We start from the raw sequence: 24,346 nt of genomic DNA, 5'->3' as shown, positions 1-24,346 counted from the left end.
CACCAACACCAACACCAACACCAACACCAACACCAACACCAACACCAACACCACTTCTATACTTTTAAAGCCTATAAAAATAATAAAATAAATCCAAAAGCAGCTTTAGAGATATATACGTGTTTTGCGAAGCTCCTCGCAAACTAATATGTATATTTTTATCAGTAAAAAACATATTGGGAAGCGCTACGAAAAATAAAACAAAGAGACTTAAAAAATTCATAGGAATAAATAAACTAAAGCAAATAAACGCTATGTAGGGATACAAAAGTTGATAAAAAATATCATCTACATAATAAGATGGCTAAATAACTCAATCAAAAAATGTAATTTAATCTTTAATGGGAAATTGTCTGTTTCGATGACAATGGCTTCTATTGCTTTGATTTTAGGTACATTACCACTTTTATTTATACCTAAAATTTTAATGCTGAGTGAATTATTATTTGTTTCTTTGTTTGTATCGGTATTAATAATATTCTTTATATTTGGTAAATCAGGCAAGTTTTTAGCACTAATTATTATGTTTTTTCTATGGGCTAATTGGCATGGAATTAACATCATTAATCATATTAATTATCTATCTAAAAAAAATAACGATATTGATGTGGTTATTGTTGGTATTCCTTTGAATAGCAAAGAGCAAAAAATCAAAGTACGTATTGATAAAATTAACAATCGCATTGTTTTTCCTCCGTTATATGCTACATGGAAAACAAAGGAAACTGTTTGCGCTGGGCAGTTGTGGCGAATCAATGGCACTGTAAAGCCACTACACAGCTCACTAAATGAAGGAGGATTTAACCTACAACGTTATTATTTGGCTAATAGAATCATTGGAGTTTTGAAAAGTAAGAAAATAGAATTATTAAAAAAGGATTGTTCTGTAAGACAAAAAGTTATCCATAATTATATGGAGCTAATTAATTCATTATCTAATAAAGGGATTATTTATGGACTAATGTTTGGAGATAGAAGTTTGTTGGCAGTAGAACAAACATATTTACTACAGAGAACAGGTTTGACACATTTAATGGCTATATCAGGCTTGCATATTGGGTTAGCTTACTTGTTTGGCTTTCTTATCACTCGAGTGATTCAATATTTTTTACCAATAAAGTATGTCAATGAAACACTACCAGTAGTAATTGGTATAGGGCTAGCAATTTTTTATGCATGGATCTCTGGCTTTGCTATCCCTGCGACTCGAGCATTATTTGCCCTACTATTATGGATATATATCAGAAATAAGCCTGCAAGGTATTTTGCTTGGCAATGGGCACTGTGGAGTATCGCAGGAATATTATTATTAGACCCATTGGCTATTTTGTCAGATAGTTTTTGGTTATCTAGTTTCGCTGTGCTAGCCATTCTTTATTGGTTAACCATATTTCCACTACCATATCATTTATCTAAAGGTGTAAAGGGGAAAATTATAGGGTTAACCCATTTACAAATTGGCTTACTAGTCTTACTGATCCCAATGCAACTTAGTCTATTTAATGGTATTAATGTAATGGGGTTAGTGGCAAATATCTGGTTTGTCCCGTTAGTTTCTTGGTGTGTTGTTCCTGCTATTTTGCTCTTGTTTTTAGTACCAATAAAAGTGGTTCAGCAACCTATTTTATATACGATAGATAGGGTTATAGATATGGGGCTAGAACCATTACCTTATTTAAGTACCTTTTGGTCAGAATTTATCAATGTTCCTTATTATTTATTTTTAATATGTTGGCTAAGCATCATTGTTGTCTTATTTAAGTGGTATAAACGTTATTTTGGGCTTATTGGTTGTGTGGTTATTTCAATTTTCTTAGAAAGGGGAAGTGGTAAGCAATTCAAAGAAGGCTGGAAAATTACGGTATTAGATATCGGCCACGGGTTAGCGGTTGTGATAGAACAAAACAACTTGGCATTACTTTATGATACTGGAAACGCTTGGAAAGGGGGAAGCAATGCACAGCGTCAAATTGTTCCTTTTCTTAAATATCACGATATCACCCCAATTGGGATAATTTTAAGCCATAATCATTTAGACCATACTGGTGGCACAAATTATTTAATCCAGCAATACCCATGGCTAAGTGTAAGAAGTAGCTTTAGTCCACAAAAAACGTCGGTAAATAGGGAAAAAACTAATAATATAAAAAGTATGGAACACCTTCCGTGTTTTAAAGGCCAAAAATGGCAGTGGGGGATATTAACTTTTGAAGTATTATGGCCTGAAAAGCTAGCACCAATATCACATAATGATGATTCTTGTGTTATTCAATTAACGGATGGGTTTCATAAAATTTTATTAACAGGAGATATCGAAAAACAAGGGGAAAAATCACTGGTCGCAATGTACAAGAATCGGTTACGTTCGACTCTTCTTTTCGCTCCTCATCATGGAAGCAGCACGTCATCAACTGATTTATTATTAAGAAATGTTCAACCTTCAATGGTGGTAGTCTCATCAGCAAGGTATAGTGCATGGAAAATTCCATCGCCAAAAGTCTATTTTCGGTATAAAAATAATAATATTAAATGGTTAAATACAGCGGAAGATGGCCAGTTAACTATATGGTTTAAAAAGGAAAAAATTAAAATTTCACGTTATCGCTATGAAATTCAGCCCCGCTGGTATCATCTGTGGTTTGGCTTACCGCTATTTCCCGAGTAGAATAGTGCGCTTACATTAAGTCTGGTAATTAAAAGTATGAATGATAAAGACCTTTCGACAAAACAAACTTTTCGTCGCTTGTGGCCGATAATTGCGCCTTTTAAAGCGGGTTTAATCGTTGCAGCAATAGCACTTATCATAAACGCAGCGGGTGACGCGTTTATGATTTCTTTATTAAAACCTTTATTGGATGAGGGCTTTGATAAAGCAGATAATGAAGTTTTAAAATGGCTTCCGCTTGCGGTGTTAGGTTTAATGGTTGTTCGAGGTGGGTCTAGCTTTGTTTCAACCTATTGTGTTTCCTGGGTTGCAGGTAAAGTCGTGATGAACATGCGGCGTAAATTATTTGGTCATATGATGGGAATGCCTGTTAGTTTTTTTGACCAGCAATCGACAGGAACACTATTATCTAGAATTACCTATGATTCAGAACAAGTTGCATCTTCTTCTTCTGGAGCATTAATTACAATTATTCGTGAAAGTGCTTATATCATCGGGTTGTTTGCGATGATGTTTTATTATAGCTGGCAACTTTCTCTTATTTTAATCGTAATTGCCCCGATTGTATCAGTCACTATTCGTATCGTCTCTAAACGTTTTCGTAAGATTAGTAAAAACATGCAAACCGGTATGGGGCATGTGACGGCAAGTGCTGAACAGATGTTAAAAGGCCATAAAGAAGTTTTAATTTTTGGGGGACAGAAAGTTGAGACTGAACGCTTTAATAAAGTCAGTAACAACATGCGTCGCCAAAATATGAAAATGGTAACCGCTTCAGCAATTTCAGACCCTATTGTTCAGTTAATTGCATCATTTGCATTAGCATTTGTCCTTTATGCAGCGAGTTTTCCTGAAATTCGTGATGAATTAACATCGGGTACAATTGCAGTTGTTTTCTCATCAATGTTTGCACTGATGCGTCCTTTAAAATCATTAACTAACGTTAACTCACAATTCCAGCGTGGTATGGCGGCTTGCCAAACTTTATTTGCTATCTTAGATTCCGAACAAGAAAAAGATAACGGAAATAAAGTACTTAAAGAGGTTAAAGGAGATATTAAATTTGAACATGTTACTTTTACCTATGCAACCAAAGAACATCCTGCGTTAGACGATGTTTCGTTTACTTTGCCAGCAGGGAAATCAGTTGCTCTGGTTGGGCGATCAGGTTCAGGTAAGTCCACAATTGCAAATTTGATTACACGTTTTTATGACATCGACGAGGGGTCTATTCAAATTGATGGGCATGACATTCGTGAATACACGTTATCTTCATTACGTAGTCAAGTCGCGTTAGTTTCTCAGCATGTTTATCTATTTAACGATACGATAGCCAATAATATTGCCTATGCAACAGACGGCAGCTACAGCCGTGAGCAAATAGAGAAAGCTGCAGAAATGGCTTATGCAATGGATTTTATTGCTAAACTTGAAAAAGGCTTGGACACGGTTATTGGTGAAAATGGTGTTATGCTTTCTGGAGGGCAACGTCAAAGGATCGCGATTGCTCGAGCACTGCTACGTGATGCCCCAATTCTTATTCTTGATGAGGCGACATCCGCGCTAGATACAGAGTCTGAACGTGCTATTCAAGCTGCTCTTGATGAGTTACAGAAAAATAGAACATCTTTGGTCATTGCCCACAGGTTATCGACGATAGAAAATGCAGATGAGATATTAGTTGTACAAGATGGCCGAATCATTGAGCGTGGTGACCATAAATCGCTATTAGCTCAAGATGGCGCATATTCACAGTTACATAGCATTCAGTTTAAACAATGATAGAACGCATTTGGTCTGGCAAGTCATGGCTGTATCTTTTATTGCTGCCGTTATCTTTCCTTTATGGGTTGGTAACGGTAATTAGGGATATAGCTTATAAAATCGGGCTGAAACGTTCATGGAAAGCGCCAATTCCAGTGGTAGTGGTGGGAAACCTGACAGCGGGGGGAAATGGTAAAACCCCTGTTGTTATCTGGTTAGTGGAATCACTCACCAAAGAAGGCTACCGCGTGGGGGTTGTTTCTCGAGGGTATGGCGGTAAAGCTGAAAAGTACCCGCTGATACTCGATGAAACGACGAAAACTGAAGTTGCTGGGGATGAACCCATACTAATTTTTCATCGTACTAAATCCCCCGTGGCTGTTGCGCCTAAGCGCAGTGATGCAGTTAAAGCGTTATTGGAAAAATTCCCATTAGATGTGATTATTACTGATGATGGGTTGCAGCACTATGCATTGCAACGTGACTATGAGATTGTCGTTATTGATGGCCAGCGTCGTTTTGGTAATGGTTGGTGGCTACCCGCAGGGCCTATGCGTGAAAGGGCTGGGCGTTTAAAGCGTGTTAATGCTGTCATTGTTAACGGTGGTGAAGCTCAAGAAAATGAAGCCGTAATGGCCCTTGAAGGCGATGTTGCTTATAACTTGGTGACTGGTGAAAAACGTGCAGTTACACAGTTACCTGCGGTTGTCGCAATGGCAGGTATTGGTCATCCTCCTCGTTTTTTTACCTCATTAGAAAACAAAGGGGTCGAAGTTATTAACACTCATGCTTTTGCTGATCACCAATCGTATGAATTAAAACAGCTTTCACCGTTAGTTAAAAATGAGCAAAACTTATTAATGACCGAAAAAGACGCGGTGAAATGCCGTGCTTTTGCACAACCAAATTGGTGGTTCCTTCCAGTACAAGCACAATTGCAGCCGATTGACGCTGAAAAAATCTTAAGCGGAATAAGAAAACTTATCACAAATAACAAAAAAACTTGTCTATAACGTTCCTCTGTGATAATAATATCTCCAATGTGATATAGATCTACTTATTATGTATCTAGATACAATACATTGATAATTGGATTTTATACTAGCTTAAATTTCACGCTCCGTTCTTTAGTTAGTCTTCATATCCTCGCGTAATCTACATTGTAAAGTCGCTGTCACTGCGTTTTGTCATCATAATGTCAAAATAGACTGTTAACTTCGCAGTAGATTAGCGGTGTCTGAAATCTATATATATATGGGCGTTATAGAATATGCGCAATGATTTGTGCGCATGAATTGGTAAAGTTTAATTACTCTTTGATGTATTAATAGATCGGCATTTTATAAATGGGAAGCAAGAAAGAGTAATGATACAAAGATAAAAAAAATATTGTTCTCAGAACAAAAGGAGTTTTAATATGAATTTTCAATTACATATGGGTCGAGTTAAGTGGTTTGACGCAAAAGAAGGTTACGGTTTTATTTCACCATTCAATGGTGGTGATGATGTATTTGTGACAACAAAGTCAATTGCTAATAAAAAAATCAAATCATTATTCGAAGGCCAAAACGTTGAGTTCTCTGTTACTCGTAATTCGGATGGCATAACGGCAGCTGACGTTATTGCTTATTAGATAATAAACAGAACAATTTCTCCTGCTTTTATCCTCTCATCTCTCGCAGGAGATCTTATTCAGGAAGATTAAAGTTAACGGTGATATCTGCATGTGATATCCTGACTCCAAGTGAGTTAAAATCCATTCGGGAGAAAACATGGATCACCGTTTACTTGAAATCGTTGCCTGTCCTGTATGTCACGGCAAATTAAGTTATAACAAAGAAAACCTCGAACTTATCTGTAAGTTTGATCATTTAGCCTATCCAATTCGTGACGGCATCCCTGTATTACTAGAAAATGAAGCGCGCCCCGTTTCATTAGATGAAGGTCAGTAATCCTCATGTTTACGGTTATTATTCCTGCTCGTTATGCCTCAACACGCTTACCAGGTAAACCTTTGGCTGATATCCATGGCAAGCCAATGGTTGTTCGAGTAATGGAGCAAGCTGTTAAATCGGGGGCTAGCCGAGTGATAGTTGCGACAGATCACTCTGATGTTGCTAAAGCGGTGATTGAAGCAGGTGGTGAAGCTTGTATGACTAACCCAAATCATCAGTCTGGGACAGAAAGACTAGCTGAAGTTATTGATACCTATGCTTTTTCTGACGATGAAATCATTGTGAATGTGCAAGGTGATGAACCTTTAATTCCACCTGAGATTATCAGCCAAGTTGCTCGTAATCTTCAGGGGAGTAAAGCTGAAATGGGGACGCTAGCTGTACCTATTAATGATGCTCATGAAGCGTTTAATCCAAATACTGTCAAGGTTGTTACTGATCACGAAGGTTATGCATTGTATTTTTCTCGGGCAACTATTCCTTGGGATAGAGACAACTTTGCGAAAAGCCATGATGTAATAGGGGATACCTTTTTGCGTCACATTGGTATATACGCTTATCGAGCAGGGTTTATTCGTCGTTATATTAAGTGGGAAGCAAGCCCATTAGAGAAAATCGAAATGCTAGAGCAACTTAGGGTGCTTTGGTATGGCGAGAAAATTCATGTGGATGTCGCGAAAACTACGCCAGGTGCTGGTGTTGATACCCCTGAAGATCTTGAACTCGTTAGAAGTCAATTTATTCAGTAGCCCACATTTTCCTAATAGCTCAAATAGCCAATATGCGATTTAGCTAAACAAAAGGTGTAATCTCAATAGATTACACCTTTTTTGCTACTATTCAGCGGTAACTGACTCAGGCGTAGCAAGTTGCTCTTCTAACGCCTGTGTATTATTGGGTTTTAAATGCCACCAAAGCGTACCAAGAAATTCATACCAAGCACGTTCACTATGGCCAAAGTAATAAGAGGAAGGGATATATTTCTCCCATGGATTAATTTCACTCGTGATAACCAACTGATTTGCGGGGGCAGGGAAAGGGTTCATTCCTCGTTGAGTAAACATAGTCATCGCTCGAGGTAGATGGTTAGCAGAAGTTACTAATAAAAAAGGAGATTTCCCAATGATTTTTTCAACTTCATAAGCTTCCTCTTGTGTATCTTTGGGTTCAGTGAGTGGAATAGTATCTTGTGCGGGGACACCCAAGGATTGAGCAACTTGTGCAGCAACTTCGGCACTGCTGATAGGACTACTCGCTTTACCGCCAGTGAAAATTAGTTTACTACCAGGGTGTTTAAGGTAAAGACGAACACCTTCAGTCACTCTAGGTAGGCTATTATTCAACAGATTGGAACTTGGACTCCAATCAGGGTTATACGTAAAACCGCCACCGAGAACAACAATATAACGTACATCTTGAGGTGGATTCTCAGTAATTAATTCATAGCGCTTATTGAATTGTTTTTCTGCTGGGGCAAGTAAAGTATCTGAAACAGGCTGTAACCCCAACAGAGTTATTAAAACTAAACTTAGGGTAGTAAACGCCTTTCCACAACGCTGCCAGCGTGTAAACCAAAGCAAAAGCAATCCGATAAACCCGATGATGAGTAATAATGGTAATGGCATCAATAGAGAACCAATATATTTTTTTAAGATAAATAACATAACTAAGCCTATTCTTAAGGGTTATCGATTAATCATTGTGGCAGAATCTACGGAAAAATATGCAATAACGCAGCGAAATTAGAGGGAAAATAACAGAATAGTGTTTAATAGTAGCAAACTGAAAATTGCTGAGCACAATGAAGTACTATGCAAAAATATAGCTATTATCTGTTATAATTCCTGTTTTAACAGTCGCCTCGCATTGTATGTGATAAATACGCTGCAATGTGAGAATATTTCTGGTTAGAGTTAATTTTCTCAATATCAGGATGTAATCAACCATTTTACGTTTTTTCGCGACAAATTGGCTCATAAACCGCTTTAAATAATAGATGATAGGCAACCGGATAGCACATGGCAGACCGCAACTTTGATGATATTGTCGATAAATTTGCAAAAAACATCTACGGAACGACAAAAGGAAAAATACGAGAAGCGGTAGTTTGGCAAGATTTAACTCAATTATTAAGCAGCCAATTTGAGGGTAAAACTCTAAAAATACTTGATGCAGGTGGTGGTGAAGGACACTTTTCACGCAAACTCGCCGAAATGGGGCATCAGGTGATACTTTGCGATTTATCTGAAGAGATGTTGGAACGAGGTAGTGAGCTTGCCAAGGAACAAGGTATTAGCGATAACATGCGTTTTGTGCATTGTGCGGTGCAAGATGTTGCACAATACATTGATGAACCTGTTGACCTTGTTTTATTTCATGCGGTACTTGAATGGATTAGCGATCAAAAATATGCAATTGAACAACTGGTAGATATAATTAGACCAGAAGGCGTATTTTCTGTCATGTTCTATAATGCAAATGGTCTGGTGATGCGTAATGCAATTTTAGGAAATTTTCATCTTGCAACGCCACATATTCAACGTCGTCGTAAACGCTCGTTATCACCACAAAACCCGCTTTTTCCTCATCAGGTTGATGCTTGGTTGGGCGAGTGTAATATGCAAATCATCGGTAAAAGTGGTGTCAGGGTATTCCATGACTATTTACAAAGTCGGCAGTTACAGCAAAAAGATTTTCCGGCATTGTTGGCATTAGAACAGCAGTATTGCCGTGAAGAACCCTATATTAGCATGGGGCGTTATATTCATGTCATGGCACGCAAACAAATACAAAAGGACGATTTATGAGTGATTTTTCCCAGACCGTCCCTGAACTTGTGTCTTGGGCACGAAAAAATGATTTTTCGATTTCACTTCCCGCTGAACGTTTAGCATTTTTGCTTGCGGTGGCGGTATTAAATAGTGAAAGAGTCAATGGTGAAATGAGTGAAGGGGAACTGGTTGATGCCTTTCGTGAAGTTTGCAAAGGGTTTGAGCAGACAACTGAATCATTGGCAGTAAGGGCCAATAATGCCATCAATGATATGGTTCGCCAGAAGATTTTTAACCGTTTTGCCAGTGACATTGTTGAAGGTAATGCAATTTACCGGTTAACCCCTTTGGGGATTGGCATCAGCGATTATTATATTCGTCAGAGAGAGTTCTCAACATTAAGACTTTCCATGCAACTTTCTATTGTTGCAGGAGAGCTGCAACGTGCCGCTGAAGCCGCAGAGGAAGGTGGTGATGAATTTTATTGGCATCGTTACGTGTTTGCCCCACTAAAATATTCAGTTGCTGAAATTTTTGACAGTATTGATTTATCCCAACGTATTATGGATGAACAGCAAAATTCAGTAAAAGAAGATATTGCCGCATTATTAAATCAAGACTGGCAGGCAGCTATTGCTAACTGTGAGCAATTATTATCAGAAACATCAGGTACATTGCGTGAGTTGCAAGACACATTGGAAGCCGCAGGGGATAAACTGCAAGCGAATTTATTACGTATTCAAGAAGCTAATATGAATGCGCCGGCGTTCTCTGACTTAGTGGATAGGTTGGTTTTTGACCTGCAAAATAAACTAGACCGTATTGTTAGCTGGGGTCAACAATCTATCGATTTATGGATTGGTTATGACCGTCATGTTCATAAGTTTATCCGTACAGCTATCGATATGGATAAAAATAGAATATTTTCTCAGCGGTTACGTCAATCTGTTCAGCACTACCTTGATAGCCCTTGGGCACTCACTTACGCTAATGCGGATCGGTTATTCGATATGCGTGATGAAGAGCTCGCGTTGCATGATGAAGAGGTCATGGGTGAATTACCACCAGAGCTTGAGTTTGAAGAGTTTAGTGAATTAAATGACAAGCTTGCTGAGCTAATGGAAGTTGAGTTAGCTATTTATAAAGCAGAGCAACGGCCGCTCGATGTTGGCCGTGTGTTGCATGAGTACTTACTGCAATATCCACAAAAACGTCATTTTGATGTTGCTCGAATTATTATCGACCAAGCTGTTAAATTAGGTATCGCAGAGGCTGATTTGGCGGGATTACCGGCAGAATGGCAAGCTATTAATGATCACGGAGCCAAGGTACAGGCACATGTCATCGACAAATATTGAACAATTTATGCCAGTTAAACTGGCTCAAGCATTAGCTAACCCGATTTTTCCAGAGCTAGACAGCCAATTGCGTTCAGGTCGCCATATTAGTGTTGATGACCTTGATAACCACGCATTTTTAATGGATTTTCAGGAAGCATTAGAACAATTTTATGCACGATATAACGTAGAATTAATTCGTGCCCCTGAGGGGTTCTTCTATTTACGTCCGCGATCAACAACCTTAATACCTCGCTCTGTGTTATCTGAATTAGATATGATGGTTGGGAAAATTCTTTGTTATCTCTATCTCAGCCCTGAACGCTTGAGTAACCAAGGTATTTTTACCTCACAAGAGTTATTTGAAGAATTATTATCATTAGCGGATGAAAGCAAACTACTTAAATTTGTTAATCAACGTTCGACAGGCTCTGACCTAGATAAACAAAAATTGCAGGAAAAATTAAGAACATCACTCAATCGTTTACGTCGCTTGGGAATGGTGCATTTTCTGCAAAATGATTCGAGTAAATTTATTATTAGTGAATCTGTATTCCGTTTTGGCGCCGATGTGCGCAGTGGCGATAACCCACAAGATGCACAGTTACGGATGATCCGTGATGGTGAAGCTATCTCTCTTGACGGTGAATTATCACTAAAAGATAGTGATGAAGAGGATGGCGAAGAGAGTCAAGAACCGGCAGAAAGTGATGAGGATGAAGAATAATGATTGAACGCGGAAAATTTCGCTCACTGACGCTGGTGAATTGGAACGGTTTTTTTGCCCGAACTTTTGACCTTGATGAATTAGTGACCACGTTATCGGGTGGTAATGGTGCGGGTAAATCAACAACCATGGCGGCATTTATTACCGCGATGATCCCAGATTTAACCTTACTTCACTTCCGTAACACAACGGAAGCCGGCGCGACCTCAGGTTCTCGTGATAAAGGCTTGCATGGTAAGTTACGTCCTGGTGTCTGTTACGCTATTTTGGATGTGTTAAATTCGAAGCATCAGCGCGTCATGGTGGGGGTGCGTTTACAGCAAGTCGCAGGGCGCGATAAAAAAGTCGATATTAAGCCATTTATGGTACAAGGCATTCCATTAGCGACAGTTCCAACGGAAATATTGACGGAAGTTATCGATGGCCGCCAAGCAAAAGTGATCCCACTCAATGAGCTAAAAGAACGTCTTGAAGAACAGGAAGGCGTTTTGTTTAAGCAGTTTAGCTCAATTACCGATTACCACTCGACACTGTTTGAATTAGGCGTGTTACCGAAACGCTTACGTTCTGCGAGTGACCGAAGCAAATATTATCGACTGATTGAAGCGTCACTATATGGCGGTATTTCTAGTGCCATTACTCGCTCATTACGTGATTATTTGTTGCCAGAAAACAGTGGGGTACGTAAAGCATTCCAAGATATGGAAGCGGCTCTGCGTGAAAACCGTTTAACATTAGAAGCCATTCGTGTCACTCAATCAGACCGCGACTTATTCAAGCATTTGATTAGCCAGGCGACTGATTATGTTTCTGCGGATTATATGCGCCATTCCAATGAAAGACGCATTCACCTTGATGCAGCACTGGCTGCGCGCAATGAGCTATTAGCTAGCCGTAAACAATTACGTGTTGAACAAGTTCGTAGCGTCGAAATGGCGCGTGAATTGAATGAGCAAAATGGGGCATCTACAGAATTAGAAGCTGACTACCAAGCTGCCAGTGACCATTTAAATTTAGTGCAAGCCGCGCTGCGTCAACAAGAAAAAATCGATCGCTATCAAGCAGATATCGAAGAACTGACTTATCGTCTTGAAGAACAAAGTGAAGTTGTTGCTGAAGCGACTGAAACTCAAGAAGAATATGAAGCACGAGCTGAAGCTGCTGAAATTGAAGTTGATGAATTAAAAAATCAATTAGCTGACTACCAACAAGCACTGGATGTACAACAAACACGTGCCATTCAGTACCAGCAAGCCTTGCATGCCTTAACGCGTGCTCGTGAATTGTGCCAGCTTCCTGAATTATCCATTGATAACGCAGATGAATGGCTAGATACCTTCGAAGCGCGTGAACAACAAGCTACCCAAGCGTTATTAGCGCTTGAGCAAAAAATGAGTGTGGCGGATGCCGCACATAGCCAATTTGAGCAAGCCTATCAATTAGTTAGAAATATGGTAGGGGAAGTTAGCCGCAGTGATGCATACCAACAAGCGCGTGCATTATTACGTGATTGGTCATCACAACAACATTTAGCGGATCGTGTACAACCATTACGAATGCAGCTATCTGAATTGCAACAACGTCTGAATAGCCAGCAAAATGCAGAACGCTTATTGGCGGAATTCTGTAAACGTCATGGCCAAAGCTATGAGCCAGATGAGCTTGATGCACTGATGGCTGAGCTGGAAGCGCAACAAGAAGAGCTCAGTATTGGTGTGAATGAGAGTGGCGAAAGACGAATGCAAATGCGCCAAGAACTGGAACAAATTCGCCAGCGGATTAGCCAACTTTCATCTAAAGCCCCTGCATGGATTATGGCCCAAGAAGCGCTAACACAGCTTAATGAGCAATCCCATGAAACGTTTGAGTCAAGTACTGCTGTGACTGAGTTTATGCAGCAACTCCTTGAACAAGAAAGGGAAATAACGGTTGAACGAGATGAAGTTGCTGCCCAACGTAAAGATCTCGAAAAGCAAATTGAGCGGTTAAGTCAGCCAAGTGGTGCGGAAGATGGCCGCATGTTAGCGTTGGCTGAGCGTTTTAATGGTGTTTTGTTATCAGAAATTTATGATGACATTACCATCGAAGATGCGGCTTATTTTTCTGCGTTATATGGCCCAGCTCGTCATGGTATTGTGGTTCAAGACTTATCTGTGGTCCGTGGCCAGCTCGAAACATTACAAGATTGCCCTGACGATGTTTATTTTATCGAGGGGGATCCTCAATCGTTCGATGACAGCGTTTTTGATGCGCAGGAATTTGAAAATGCGGTATTAGTCCGTTCGTCTGAGCGTCAATGGCGTTACTCTCGTTATCCTGAATTGCCTTTGTTTGGTCGTGCTGCTCGTGAAAGTCATTTAGAGTCATTAACTGTTGAACGTGATGAGCTTGCTGAGCGTTATGCGAATCTGTCATTTGATGTGCAGAAAATTCAGCGTTCTCACCAAGCATTCAGTCGGTTTATAGGCCAACACATTTCCGTGGCCTTTGAAGATGATCCTGAAGCTGAAATTCGTTCGCTTAACCAGAAACGCACGGAAATTGAACGTGCTTTGGCACAATTTGAAGAGCAAACTCAGCAGCAACGCCAACAATTTGCACAAGGTAAAGAAAGCCTTGCGGCTCTTAATCGTTTATTACCTCAAATGGGGTTATTACTCGATGAAACATTGGCGGACAGAGTCGAAGAGATAAACGAAGAACTAACGGAAGCAGAAGAAGCGGCACATTTCCTGAATAAACATGGTCATGCGTTAGAAAAGTTAGAACCGATTGTGACAGTGTTACTCAGTGATCCTGAACAACATGAACAATTACGCAAAGATTATGAGTCAGCAAAACACAGCCAACAAAATGCAAAACAGCAAGCCTTTGCATTAGTTGAGGTTGTTCAGCGTCGTGCTCACTTTAGTTACAGTGACTCAACAGGAATGGTGAATGAAAACGCGGACTTGAATGAAAAATTACGTCAGCGTTTAGAGCAGGCAGAAACCGAGCGTACACGCGCTCGCGAACAGCTGCGTCAGCACCAAGCACAAAGTGCACAATTCCATCAAGTTCTCGCCTCGTTACGCAGTTCTTTCGATACCAAACAAGAAATGTTGAAAGAGCTCGAAGTTGAGATGCAAGAGATCGGCGTAAAAGCTGATCCTGATGCTCAAGAGCGCGCTCGTATTCGACGTGATGAGCTGCACCAGCGCGTCATGGAAAATCGTAGCCGTATTAACCAGTTAGAAAAACAGCTGACATTATGTGAAGCTGAAATGGATAACTTACAGAAGCGGCTTCGTAAGTTAGAAAAAGACTACTATATGCTGCGTGAGCAGGTAGTGACGGCAAAAGCAGGTTGGTGTGCGGTAATGCGCTTGGTGAAAGACAATGGCGTCGAGCGTCGTTTACATCGCCGTGAGCTGGCCTATACTGACGGTGACAGCTTACGTTCCATGTCGGATAAAGCCTTAGGTGCGTTGCGTTTAGCGGTTGCGGATAACGAACATTTACGTGATGTACTGCGTTTGTCCGAAGATCCAAAACACCCTGAGCGGAAGATCAAATTCTTTATCGCGGTATATCAACACCTACGTGAACGTATTCGCCAAGACATCATTCGTACAGATGACCCGATTGATGCAATCGAGCAAATGGAAATTGAGCTGGCGCGCTTAACGGAAGAGCTAACGGCGCGTGAGCAAAAATTGGCGATCAGTTCAAAAAGTGTGGCGAATATTATTCGCAAAACCATTCAGCGCGAACAGAATCGAATTCGTATGCTAAACCAAGGGCTGCAAGCCGTGGCATTTGGTCAGGTTAAAGGGGTTCGCCTCAATGTGAATATTCGAGAAAGCCATGCGCTGTTACTCAGTGTCCTTTCTGAAGAAAGTGAAATGCATCAAGACTTGTTTACCAGCCAACGGTTAACTTTCTCTGAAGCGATGGCGAAATTATACCAACGCCTTAACCCTCAAGTGGATGTTGGGCAGCGGTTGCCACAAACCATCGGTGAAGAATTACTCGATTACCGCAACTACTTAGAATTAGAAGTTGAGGTTAATAGAGGTTCAGATGGCTGGTTAAAAGCAGAAAGTGGTGCGTTATCCACCGGTGAGGCTATTGGTACAGGTATGTCCATCTTAGTGATGGTAGTACAAAGCTGGGAAGAAGAGTCTCGCCGTCTGCGTGCTAAAGATATTATTCCTTGCCGGTTATTATTCTTAGATGAAGCTGCGCGATTAGATGCTAAATCAATTGCAACCTTATTTGAACTGTGTGACAGGTTAGAAATGCAGCTAATTATTGCGGCGCCTGAGAATATTAGCCCTGAGAAGGGCACAACCTATAAGCTAGTTCGTAAAGTGGTTGGTAATCATGAGCATGTGCATGTGGTTGGCTTAAAAGGCTTCGGGCAAGAAACCCCGAACGTACAAGCACCAACATTGCAGTAATAGTTTTTGTGAATGAAATGAAAGCCGGTATTTAGGAATAAATATCGGTTTTCTTGTATTTAACAAATAGTGCAAATGCAATTTAACAAGATTATTAATTAATTTGAATAAAACCCGATGTTTAAAACATATTTTTTCATGATGAAAACCTCTTTTTCTATATGGAAATTAAGTGAGAAAGAAAGCGTTAGCTAAAGCTTTTAATTAAAATAAAATTCATCTATGTTTAAAGCACCAATAAATACCCACTAATAATGAAAATAATTCTTTTTCTCATTAAGTGGTTATCTGTCTATAATCCGAAAAAAGGAAAATTAGTCTATTCCTATAACATTACTGCTAAAATTAAATACAATAAAATTGTAATTATAATAAAAAATATTGTTATCCATGTAGTTAATTAAGGTGGATGTATGGCAAAGAGAAGAGTGCGAGCTCTGCAAGTCTCAGTAATATGCGGGTTGATGGCGTTACAGTTTCCTGCATTTTCAAATGAAGAAAATACGCAGCAAAGTGTTTCTGAAGTTCAAGCGGTAGCTCCAGTTACACCAACAGAAAGTTTAGTAAAAATAACACAATCACTTCCTACGGATGTGAAACCTATTTTTTCTACGCAATTAGCAAAACTATATGCTGATAGGCAAATGCAGCTATTGTGGCAAGATGAAACGGCAATTAGCCAATTTCAACAACAATTGGCAGAATTATCCCTTGCTGGGGTTCAGCCTCAATTTGGGGAATGGTTGGCAATACTGGAAAATAACCAGTTAAATGAACTGGGCCGCGACGTTATTTTATCTGATGCCATGCTTGGCTATTTACAGTATTTGTCATCAATAGAGGCGAGCGGGCAGTACTGGCTATATACTAATCGGCCATATAAAATTATTGCTCCAACAACGGCTCAAATGAAACCATGGATAGACGCCGTTGAATCTAATAACCTAAGTAGTTGGGTAAAATCACAGGCACCGAATCATCCAATGTATTTGCCAATGCGCAAGGAAATGCTGAAATTATTGGCGATGCCTGAAGATAACCTAGAAATAGTAGGAACAAAAGCATTAAAGCTAGGGCAGTCTAGCGATGATGTGGTTATGTTACGTCAAATCTTACAACGTGAAGGGTTACTTGAGGGTGGAAATGTAACCGAAGAAGTTGCCCCTCCTGAAACAATGGCTCAAGTTGCAGAACTGGCGGTTGAACAAACCGTCGAACCAACAGAGCCAAGTGATGCACCTGCAAGTACCGTGTCCAAAGTATATGACCAAGAACTCGTTGATGCTGTAAAAAAATTCCAATTACAATATGGTTTAGAGGCCGACGGCGTAGTTGGAAAAGGCACGCGTGTTTGGTTAAATATGCAGCCAAAACAAAAAGCAGGTTTAATGGCGCTTAATATCCAACGTTTACGTATTATTCCTGCAAGTAGTGGTACAGGAATATTAGTTAATATTCCAGGCTACTCTTTAGATTTCTATTTAAATGACGAAGTCATTTTAGATTCTAAAGTGATTGTTGGTCGTGCTGATCGTAAAACGCCGATCATGAGCAGTGCGCTAAATAACGTGGTAATTAACCCGCCTTGGAGTGTGCCAACCAGTATGGCACGTAAAGATATCGCCCCAAAAGGGAAGCAAGACCCAAGTTATTTTAGTCGAAAAGGCTATACGGTTTATTCTGGTTGGGGGGCTGATTCATATGAAATCAACCCATATGCCATTGACTGGGATAATATTACTCCAGCTAATTTCCCATATCGAATTCGACAAGCTCCTGGCCCAACTAACTCATTAGGGCGCTATAAGTTTAATATGCCGAGTTCAGATGCGATTTATTTACACGATACACCAAACCATAGTTTGTTTAATCGTAATGCACGTGCAATAAGCTCTGGATGTGTGCGTGTGAATAAAGCAAGTGAGTTAGCCAGTATTTTGTTAGGTGATGCAGGTTGGGAACAAAAACGAATTGACGGTGCATTGAAAGAGGGGTCAACACGGTATGTGAATATACCAGATAGAATCCCAGTTTTTCTGTACTACCAAACGGCTTGGGTAGATAAAGACCAGCAACCACAATATCGAGCAGATATTTATCAGTATGATAATTCTATTGATAATGCAGATAAATATTTGCCAATGCTGAAAAAGATTTTACACTAATTGTGAGTTTTAATTTGTAAGGGGGGATATTCTCCCCTTAATTATTTTACGTATTAGCGGCCTGAACATAGTTCTTCGTAAATTTTCATTTCGTGGCGTTCTCTCTACTTTCCGTTTTTATCCTGTTTATTCCATTGTTTTATGGTTACTCAGTAATTATCATTTTACTTACCTTTGATAAAGGCAGCATATTTTGTGTCTAAGATTGCATGTTTCGAGCGGTTTGAGTGACAAAACTCTATTTTTGACGAAAACTGCAATAAAATTCCTGTTAAGTATGCATATCTTTACATAATTATACATTAAAGCTAAGCATGATTTGCTAGACTCAATAGGTTGCCAAAATTTTATCGATTAATACTGAAATTATTAGAGTCTGAGCTATCACCTATGGATATAATTGATCAATCCCGCAGAAAGTGGTTAGGTATTGGGGCTGCAACGATTGGCCTTAGTTTATTACCAAGCCATGTCTTTGCTGCAATGACGACCCCTCGACCACGAATTTTGCGTTTTCAAAACATTAATACAGGCGAATCGTTAAAAACCGAATTTTTTGACGGGCGGCGTTATAATAAGTCTGAACTAGCACGTTTAAATCATTTTTTCCGTGATTATCGTTGCGACAAAGTGAAAACCATTGACCCAAAATTGTTTGACCAAATCTATTTATTACAAATGATGATGGGAACAAACAAACCTGTCCAACTGATCTCTGGTTATCGTTCTTTAGAGACTAATAATAAATTACGTAGTAAAAGTTCTGGGGTGGCAAAGAAAAGCTACCACACACGCGGGCAGGCGATGGATTTCCATATCGAAGGGTTACAATTGAGTAATATCCGTAAAGCTGCGCTGAAAATGAAAGCAGGTGGTGTTGGTTATTATCCTCGAAGCAATTTTATACATATTGATACAGGGCCTGCAAGAACATGGTAATCTGTGCATAGGTGACACAGATTATGGAGTAATTGCTCGATGAAATATACTATTATCCCAGTAACACCGTTTATGCAAAACTGCCAAGTTATTTGGGATGAAAATACGTTAGATGCAGTTGTTGTTGACCCCGGTGGAGAAGCAGAGAAGTTAATTTCTGCTATTGAAAACCTTGGGCTGAAGTTAACTAAAATTCTGTTAACGCATGGTCATTCTGATCATATCGGTGCATCGGCTACCCTTTCTAAGCACTTTTCAGTGCCTATTTATGGTCCACAAAAAGAAGACGCCTTTTGGATTGAAAACCTCGCAGAGCAAAATGCAATGTTTTATATAGGCGAATGCCCTGACTTCACACCAGATTACTGGTTAGAAGAAGGGGACAAGGTGACTTGTGGCAATATTACATTTGATGTACTGCATTGTCCTGGCCATACGCCCGGTCATATTATTTTTGTGAACCATGCTGATAAATTAATTTCCATGGGTGATGTATTATTCAAAGGTGGTGTTGGTCGTAGTGATTTCCCACGAGGTAATCATCAAGATTTAATTTCATCAATTAAAAACAAAGTATTACCGCTTGGCGATGATTATCAATTTATTCCTGGTCATGGGCCGATGTCTAATCTCGGTTTTGAGCGGAAAACAAATCCTTTCTTACAAGATGAGTTACCTGTTTGGTAATTGATTTTTAAGTGGTTAACAGTTTGACGTAAAAGGCACCTAGTCAGGTGCCTTTTGTATTAGATAGCATGTGCTATGTAATGATTACAGCACTTTAACGATGGCATCACATAATGGAACCATGTTCTCTAATGTTAAGCCTGCCACGTTAATACGGCCAGAGCTTACGGCATAGATACCAAATTCGCTACGTAGACGCTCTACCTGCTCTTTTGTTAGGCCACTGAAGGAGAACATACCGTTTTGGTTGATAATGAAGCTAAAGTCCTGTTTAGCGCCTTTTTCTTCCAATGTTTTCACTAACAGTTGGCGCATGCGTTTAATACGCTCACGCATTGCGGTTAACTCTTGGATCCACTCAGCTTTTAATACGTCATCAGAAAGGATGGTTGTTACCACTGCAGCACCGTGCGCTGGTGGGTTTGAGTAGTTGGCACGAATAACCGCTTTCGCTTGGCTAAATGCACGCTCGGCGTTATCGCTGTCTTTGGCTATGATGGTACAAGCACCGACACGCTCATTGTATAGACCGAAGTTTTTAGAGAATGAGCTCGCAACAATCATTTCAGGGTTGTTTTTGGTGAAAATACGCAGGCCTTCGGCATCTTCATCTAAGCCTTTTGCGAAACCTTGGTAAGCAAAGTCAAAAACCGGCAATAAACCTTTTTCCGCACATAATGCCGCCAGCTTTGTCCATTGCTCAGAAGTTGGGTCAATACCCGTTGGGTTATGGCAGCAACCGTGTAGAACAATTACATCGCCAGCAACAGCGGATGACAGGCTGTTAAGCATACCGTCGAAATCCATACCGTGGTTGGCTGCATCATAGTAATTGTAGGTCAGCACTTCTAAGCCAGCCGCTTCAAAAATATTTTTGTGATTAGGCCAAGTTGGGTTGCTGATCCAAATGCGTTTTGCATTAGTTTGCTTCGCAATAAAATCAGCTGCGATACGCAGGGCACCAGTACCGCCGGGTGCTTGCGCTGTACGTGCACGTTTTGAGGTGACAATTTCATGTTGTGCACCGAATAACAGTTCTTGTGTTACACGGCCGAACTCTGGCATTCCGCTAATCGCAAGATAGTTTTTGGTGTTTTCGTTATCCAGCAGGAATTTTTCTGCTTTTTTAACGGTATCAAGCACAGGGGTTTTCCCTGATTCGTCTTTATAGACGCCAATACCTAAGTTGATTTTATTATCGCGGGGATCAGCACGGAAACTATCAGCAAGACCTAAGATTGGGTCAGCAGGGGCAGAAGTAATTTTTTCAAACATGTTGTCGATTCCAAAGCTCTGTAGTGGTACCCACACAGTTCCTAAGGTATGAAGGCATAAGTGAGAATGCGGTTGGCTATCCTTGCTTGTAATCTGCCCATACCATACGAAACTCGCGGGTGTAGCTGAAAACGGGTTTAGTCGAACGAGTCGAGTTCTCAGGGTAACGTGATAAAGGCTTTTTGCCAACCGTTTTACCAAAAATCGGCGAGATCTTGTGAACTAGGTAGGAATTGCATGTAATCTAACCATAAATATCTATAAAGACGGTGAATCAGTCTGTCTTACAGATAATTTAGGTTTTTTTAGAGGGAGGTAGTTTGAGGTGGGAAGAACGAAATAAAAAAGCAGCGCCGAAGCGCTGCTTGCAAAAACATGTTACCGTTTTCTAACTTATCAGTATCAGTTAACTGATAATTAGAATTGGTAAACTAAACCTAAACCAACAACGTTGTCAGTCATCAGACCATAACGTTCACTGAAGTCGTTGTCTTTTAACAGGTTGATTTTGTAATCAACAACTGCAGACATGTTTTTGTTGAAGTAGTAGTAAGAACCTACAGAGATATATTTAACGATATCACCGTCACCGCCAGCAATTTGCTTACCTTTAGATTGGTTATAACCTAAAGATGGTTTCAGACCGAAGTCGAACAGGTACTGAGCTACTAACTCAACGTTTTCAGTTTTGTTAGCGATAGTGTTTTTGTTACCGAAGTAAGTTGTGTTCAGCGTTTGGCCGTACATAGCTGCTAAGTATACATTGTTAGCGTCGAATTTAGCACCAACGTTCCATGCTTGAGCTTTATCACCACCAGCTGCGGAAGCTTTTTGTGGTTCTGTACGTGCAGAACTTGAGTAACCACCACCCAGTGACACGCCCCAACCTAAGTCATAAGCAGTTGATAGACCGAAGCCGTCACCGTTATTTTTGTAAGCAACGCCACTATTAGATTTGTTATCTTCGGTGTTTTTACCTTGATATTGCAGAGCGAAGCTCAGGCCATCAACATAACCGAAAGCATTGTTGTTACGGTAAGTTAACAGGTTACGGTTACGGCTAGTCATGAATACGTCAGACTGTGCCATAGTGTCGCCGCCCCATAAAGGCATAACGTCAGTCCATGCGTTCGTGTCATAGATAACACCGTAGTTACGGCCGTAGTCAACTGAACCGAAATCAGCGAATTTCAGACCCGCGTATGCTAAACGGTTTTTGTTTTCTGGATTATTTTCGCCTTTGTTAGTTTTAGTTTCCCACTCGAAACGACCAAAACCAGTCAGTTGATCAGTGATTTGAGTATCACCTTTCAGACCTAAACGAACACGTGAATCGTCGCCATCTTCGCCGCTTTCAGCGTTTGCAAAGTAGTGACGAACGTCAACTTTACCGTAAACGTCTAATTTGTTGCCGTCTTTGTTGTATACTTCAGCTGCGTTTGCTGCACCAGCAGCTAACAGAGCTGGGATAACCATTGCAAGAATATTGCGTTTCATCATTATTATTACCCTCATTGGTGTTATTCGGACACCTGCCACTGCCAAAAATAATTCGCAAAAAATAATTGGAACTATTTGTGAGAGATTAGTGTCGTCTATGTCGGCGACCAGTGTTCCATTGCTAAATAAAATTATCTACCCTCAAAGTGCTACAAAATCAAAGATTCTGAAACAAATGGTAACTAGATGTTTCAAAATGTAAAAAATAGATCAATAAATAACCGCTCATCGTACCAGTTTAAAAAATATTACAAAAATTAGGGAACTTTTTCAAAAGACAAATTGAGTTTTTTTTGAGCAGTTTAGCGAATGCAAAGCGGTTATTTATCACCAGTAAAAAGAGAATAGTGAGATTAAAAAGCAGATTATTCTTAGCGGTAGCAGATTGCTGGCTGTTTACGGAGAATAATAAGGTGATAACGTAAAAATTGTGACCTGGTTATCATGTGGTTGTAATTTGATGTAACAAGATGAGATAGTTGTATAGTGAAAGTATATTAGGACTGAAAAGTAACGGGCCAACATTAGTTGGCCCGTATATTAAGGTGTTAACATAGAAAAGCAGTTATTAGAACGCTGCATTTCTTGGGGTACGTGGGAATGGAATCACTTCACGTACGTTACCCACACCAGTGACGTAAGCCACTAAACGTTCAAAACCAAGGCCGAAACCTGAGTGAGGAACGGTGCCATAACGGCGCAGATCACGGTACCACCAGTAATCTTCTTTATTCATACCCATTTCTTCAAGACGGGCATCTAGAATATCAAGACGTTCTTCACGTTGTGAGCCACCAATGATTTCACCAATACCTGGTGCTAATACGTCCATCGCAGCAACGGTTTTGCCATCTTCATTGAGGCGCATATAGAAAGCTTTGATGTCTTTCGGGTAGTTTTTCACTACCACTGGTGCTTTAAAGTGCTGTTCTGCTAAGTAGCGCTCATGCTCAGACGACATATCGACACCCCAATAAACTGGGTTTTCGAATTTTTGACCACAAGTTTCTAAGATTTTAATGGCATCCGTGTAATCAACTTGTGCAAAGTCTGAGTTAACAAAGCTTTCTAAGCGGTTGATAACGTCTTTATCAACACGTTGTGCAAAGAATTCTAAGTCATCACGGCGTTCTTCAAGAGCGGCTTTGAAGGCGAATTTCAGCATTTTTTCTGCAAGGCCTGCGACATCATCTAAAGAAGCAAATGCCACTTCAGGTTCGACCATCCAGAATTCAGCTAAGTGACGGCTAGTATTTGAGTTTTCAGCACGGAAGGTTGGGCCGAAAGTGTAAACTTTGCTAATCGCTGTTGCATAGGCTTCACCGTTCAGTTGGCCTGAAACGGTTAAGAAAGCTTCGCGACCAAAGAAATCTTCGCTGAAATCGACTTCACCTTTGTCATCACGTGGCAGGTTATTGTAATCCAATGTAGAAACACGGAACATTTCCCCCGCGCCTTCGGTGTCTGAGGCAGTGATCACTGGAGTTGAAACCCAGAAGTAGCCTTGCTCATCAAAGAAACGGTGGATAGCTTGCGCTAAAGTGTGGCGCACACGTGCAACAGCACCAATTAAGTTAGTACGTGGGCGCAAGTGTGCGGCTTCACGTAAAAACTCAACACTATGACGCTTCGCTGCCATTGGGTAGGTGTCAGGGTCTTCAACCCAACCAACAACTTTTACAGCAGTGGCTTCAAGCTCAAATGATTGACCTTGGCCTGGGGATTCTTTTACGGTACCCGTAACTTCAACAGAACAACCCGTTGTTAGGTGCAGGACTTCGTCATTATAATTCGGTAAATTATTATTAATGATAGCCTGTAACGGATTAAAGCAAGAACCGTCATAAACGGCGAGGAAAGAAAAACCAGCATTTGAATCTCTCCTTGTACGTACCCAGCCTTGAACGGTGACTTCTGTGCCTACCGCCACTCGGCCTTGCAGTACGTCGACTACAGGCGCTACTATCATATAATTCACTCTCTTCATATTTAACGATATCTACTTCGACTATCTCAATCCGTCATACTTCGAGCCGTAGATGCGTTGGCTTCACAAACCGACCCTAGTCACATACTTATGTATGCTCCTAGGGCTCACTTTGTTTGCCGCCTTCCTACA

17 protein-coding genes are annotated in these 24,346 nt (G+C 40.4%); 13 read left to right on the top strand and 4 right to left on the bottom strand.

The window, feature by feature from the left end:
• The first annotated feature begins 271 nt into the window (after nucleotides 1-271).
• The 6 genes from PSF31_RS07650 to kdsB all read left to right on the top strand — a co-directional run bounded on the left by PSF31_RS07650 (nucleotide 272) and on the right by kdsB (nucleotide 7,133).
• Complete coding sequence (locus tag PSF31_RS07650; RefSeq protein WP_257474437.1) at nucleotides 272-2,665, top strand: DNA internalization-related competence protein ComEC/Rec2; 2,394 nt, start codon at nucleotides 272-274, stop codon at nucleotides 2,663-2,665.
• A gap of 36 nt (nucleotides 2,666-2,701) precedes the next feature.
• The gene (gene msbA / locus PSF31_RS07645; protein ID WP_096864232.1) at nucleotides 2,702-4,447 is read left to right on the top strand and encodes a lipid A ABC transporter ATP-binding protein/permease MsbA; all 1,746 of its coding nucleotides are present in this window, start codon (nucleotides 2,702-2,704) and stop codon (nucleotides 4,445-4,447) included.
• The gene (gene lpxK, locus PSF31_RS07640) at nucleotides 4,444-5,442 is read left to right on the top strand and encodes a tetraacyldisaccharide 4'-kinase (protein WP_096864231.1); all 999 of its coding nucleotides are present in this window, start codon (nucleotides 4,444-4,446) and stop codon (nucleotides 5,440-5,442) included. Before msbA ends, lpxK begins: the two co-directional genes overlap by 4 nt.
• 404 nt (nucleotides 5,443-5,846) lie before the next feature.
• Nucleotides 5,847-6,062 carry a cold-shock protein gene (locus PSF31_RS07635; protein WP_004256206.1) on the top strand — a complete coding sequence of 72 codons (216 nt, stop codon included), beginning with the start codon at nucleotides 5,847-5,849 and terminating at the stop codon, nucleotides 6,060-6,062.
• 139 nt (nucleotides 6,063-6,201) lie between these two features.
• Nucleotides 6,202-6,381 carry a Trm112 family protein gene (locus PSF31_RS07630; protein WP_004256203.1) on the top strand — a complete coding sequence of 60 codons (180 nt, stop codon included), beginning with the start codon at nucleotides 6,202-6,204 and terminating at the stop codon, nucleotides 6,379-6,381.
• A gap of 5 nt (nucleotides 6,382-6,386) precedes the next feature.
• Nucleotides 6,387-7,133: a 3-deoxy-manno-octulosonate cytidylyltransferase gene (gene kdsB / locus PSF31_RS07625; RefSeq protein WP_096864230.1), complete on the top strand. Its 747-nt coding sequence runs from the start codon at nucleotides 6,387-6,389 to the stop codon at nucleotides 7,131-7,133.
• Between the two features lie 87 nt (nucleotides 7,134-7,220).
• On the opposite strand, the gene elyC is transcribed toward kdsB, so the two are convergent.
• Nucleotides 7,221-8,048: an envelope biogenesis factor ElyC gene (gene elyC / locus PSF31_RS07620; protein WP_004256196.1), complete on the bottom strand. Its 828-nt coding sequence runs from the start codon at nucleotides 8,046-8,048 to the stop codon at nucleotides 7,221-7,223.
• 354 nt (nucleotides 8,049-8,402) lie between these two features.
• Between elyC and cmoM the strand changes: the two genes are divergently transcribed.
• From cmoM to PSF31_RS07585, 7 genes are all read left to right on the top strand, one after another.
• On the top strand, nucleotides 8,403-9,191 hold the full coding sequence (gene cmoM / locus PSF31_RS07615) for a tRNA uridine 5-oxyacetic acid(34) methyltransferase CmoM (RefSeq protein WP_096864229.1): 789 nt from the start codon (nucleotides 8,403-8,405) through the stop codon (nucleotides 9,189-9,191).
• Nucleotides 9,188-10,513 carry a chromosome partition protein MukF gene (gene mukF, locus PSF31_RS07610; protein ID WP_096864228.1) on the top strand — a complete coding sequence of 442 codons (1,326 nt, stop codon included), beginning with the start codon at nucleotides 9,188-9,190 and terminating at the stop codon, nucleotides 10,511-10,513. The genes cmoM and mukF overlap by 4 nt, the downstream gene beginning before the upstream one ends.
• Entirely contained in the window at nucleotides 10,494-11,219 is a 726-nt protein-coding gene (gene mukE, locus PSF31_RS07605) for a chromosome partition protein MukE (protein ID WP_004256187.1), read from the top strand. The genes mukF and mukE overlap by 20 nt, the downstream gene beginning before the upstream one ends.
• Nucleotides 11,219-15,661: a chromosome partition protein MukB gene (gene mukB / locus PSF31_RS07600; protein ID WP_096864227.1), complete on the top strand. Its 4,443-nt coding sequence runs from the start codon at nucleotides 11,219-11,221 to the stop codon at nucleotides 15,659-15,661. Before mukE ends, mukB begins: the two co-directional genes overlap by 1 nt.
• 413 nt (nucleotides 15,662-16,074) lie before the next feature.
• A complete protein-coding gene (gene ldtD / locus PSF31_RS07595) occupies nucleotides 16,075-17,826 on the top strand; it encodes a L,D-transpeptidase (RefSeq protein ID WP_096864226.1) in 1,752 nt (583 codons plus the stop codon).
• Between the two features lie 390 nt (nucleotides 17,827-18,216).
• Entirely contained in the window at nucleotides 18,217-18,765 is a 549-nt protein-coding gene (locus tag PSF31_RS07590) for a YcbK family protein (RefSeq protein WP_004256173.1), read from the top strand.
• 39 nt (nucleotides 18,766-18,804) lie between these two features.
• Nucleotides 18,805-19,452 (top strand): MBL fold metallo-hydrolase, encoded by a 648-nt coding sequence (locus PSF31_RS07585; RefSeq protein ID WP_004256171.1) that lies wholly within the window; start codon nucleotides 18,805-18,807, stop codon nucleotides 19,450-19,452.
• Nucleotides 19,453-19,536: 84 nt separating this feature from the next.
• On the opposite strand, the gene PSF31_RS07580 is transcribed toward PSF31_RS07585, so the two are convergent.
• The 3 genes from PSF31_RS07580 to asnS all read right to left on the bottom strand — a co-directional run bounded on the left by PSF31_RS07580 (nucleotide 19,537) and on the right by asnS (nucleotide 24,196).
• Complete coding sequence (locus PSF31_RS07580; RefSeq protein ID WP_096864225.1) at nucleotides 19,537-20,727, bottom strand: amino acid aminotransferase; 1,191 nt, start codon at nucleotides 20,725-20,727, stop codon at nucleotides 19,537-19,539.
• Between the two features lie 417 nt (nucleotides 20,728-21,144).
• Entirely contained in the window at nucleotides 21,145-22,227 is a 1,083-nt protein-coding gene (locus PSF31_RS07575) for a porin (RefSeq protein WP_269439553.1), read from the bottom strand.
• Nucleotides 22,228-22,795: 568 nt separating this feature from the next.
• Nucleotides 22,796-24,196, bottom strand: a complete 1,401-nt coding sequence (gene asnS / locus PSF31_RS07570; RefSeq protein WP_096864223.1) for an asparagine--tRNA ligase — start codon at nucleotides 24,194-24,196, stop codon at nucleotides 22,796-22,798.
• Nucleotides 24,197-24,346 lie beyond the last annotated feature (150 nt).

The sequence above is a fragment of the Providencia sp. PROV156 genome (genome assembly GCF_028480905.1).
Lineage (GTDB): Bacteria > Pseudomonadota > Gammaproteobacteria > Enterobacterales > Enterobacteriaceae > Providencia > Providencia hangzhouensis.
Note: the sequence above shows the minus strand (reverse complement) of the source record. Positions and strands in the feature narration are given on the sequence as shown.

Bases quoted from the DNA above. Each gene is read 5' to 3' on its own strand.
- elyC (WP_004256196.1), bottom strand. From the start codon at position 8,048: ATGTTATTTATCTTAAAAAAATATATTGGTTCTCTATTGATGCCATTA.
- lpxK (WP_096864231.1), top strand. From the start codon at position 4,444: ATGATAGAACGCATTTGGTCTGGCAAGTCATGGCTGTATCTTTTATTG.
- msbA (WP_096864232.1), top strand. From the start codon at position 2,702: ATGAATGATAAAGACCTTTCGACAAAACAAACTTTTCGTCGCTTGTGG.
- asnS (WP_096864223.1), bottom strand. From the start codon at position 24,196: ATGATAGTAGCGCCTGTAGTCGACGTACTGCAAGGCCGAGTGGCGGTA.
- PSF31_RS07635 (WP_004256206.1), top strand. From the start codon at position 5,847: ATGAATTTTCAATTACATATGGGTCGAGTTAAGTGGTTTGACGCAAAA.
- mukF (WP_096864228.1), top strand. From the start codon at position 9,188: ATGAGTGATTTTTCCCAGACCGTCCCTGAACTTGTGTCTTGGGCACGA.
- mukE (WP_004256187.1), top strand. From the start codon at position 10,494: ATGTCATCGACAAATATTGAACAATTTATGCCAGTTAAACTGGCTCAA.
- PSF31_RS07630 (WP_004256203.1), top strand. From the start codon at position 6,202: ATGGATCACCGTTTACTTGAAATCGTTGCCTGTCCTGTATGTCACGGC.
- kdsB (WP_096864230.1), top strand. From the start codon at position 6,387: ATGTTTACGGTTATTATTCCTGCTCGTTATGCCTCAACACGCTTACCA.
- PSF31_RS07575 (WP_269439553.1), bottom strand. From the start codon at position 22,227: ATGATGAAACGCAATATTCTTGCAATGGTTATCCCAGCTCTGTTAGCT.
- ldtD (WP_096864226.1), top strand. From the start codon at position 16,075: ATGGCAAAGAGAAGAGTGCGAGCTCTGCAAGTCTCAGTAATATGCGGG.
- mukB (WP_096864227.1), top strand. From the start codon at position 11,219: ATGATTGAACGCGGAAAATTTCGCTCACTGACGCTGGTGAATTGGAAC.
- cmoM (WP_096864229.1), top strand. From the start codon at position 8,403: ATGGCAGACCGCAACTTTGATGATATTGTCGATAAATTTGCAAAAAAC.
- PSF31_RS07580 (WP_096864225.1), bottom strand. From the start codon at position 20,727: ATGTTTGAAAAAATTACTTCTGCCCCTGCTGACCCAATCTTAGGTCTT.
- PSF31_RS07590 (WP_004256173.1), top strand. From the start codon at position 18,217: ATGGATATAATTGATCAATCCCGCAGAAAGTGGTTAGGTATTGGGGCT.
- PSF31_RS07585 (WP_004256171.1), top strand. From the start codon at position 18,805: ATGAAATATACTATTATCCCAGTAACACCGTTTATGCAAAACTGCCAA.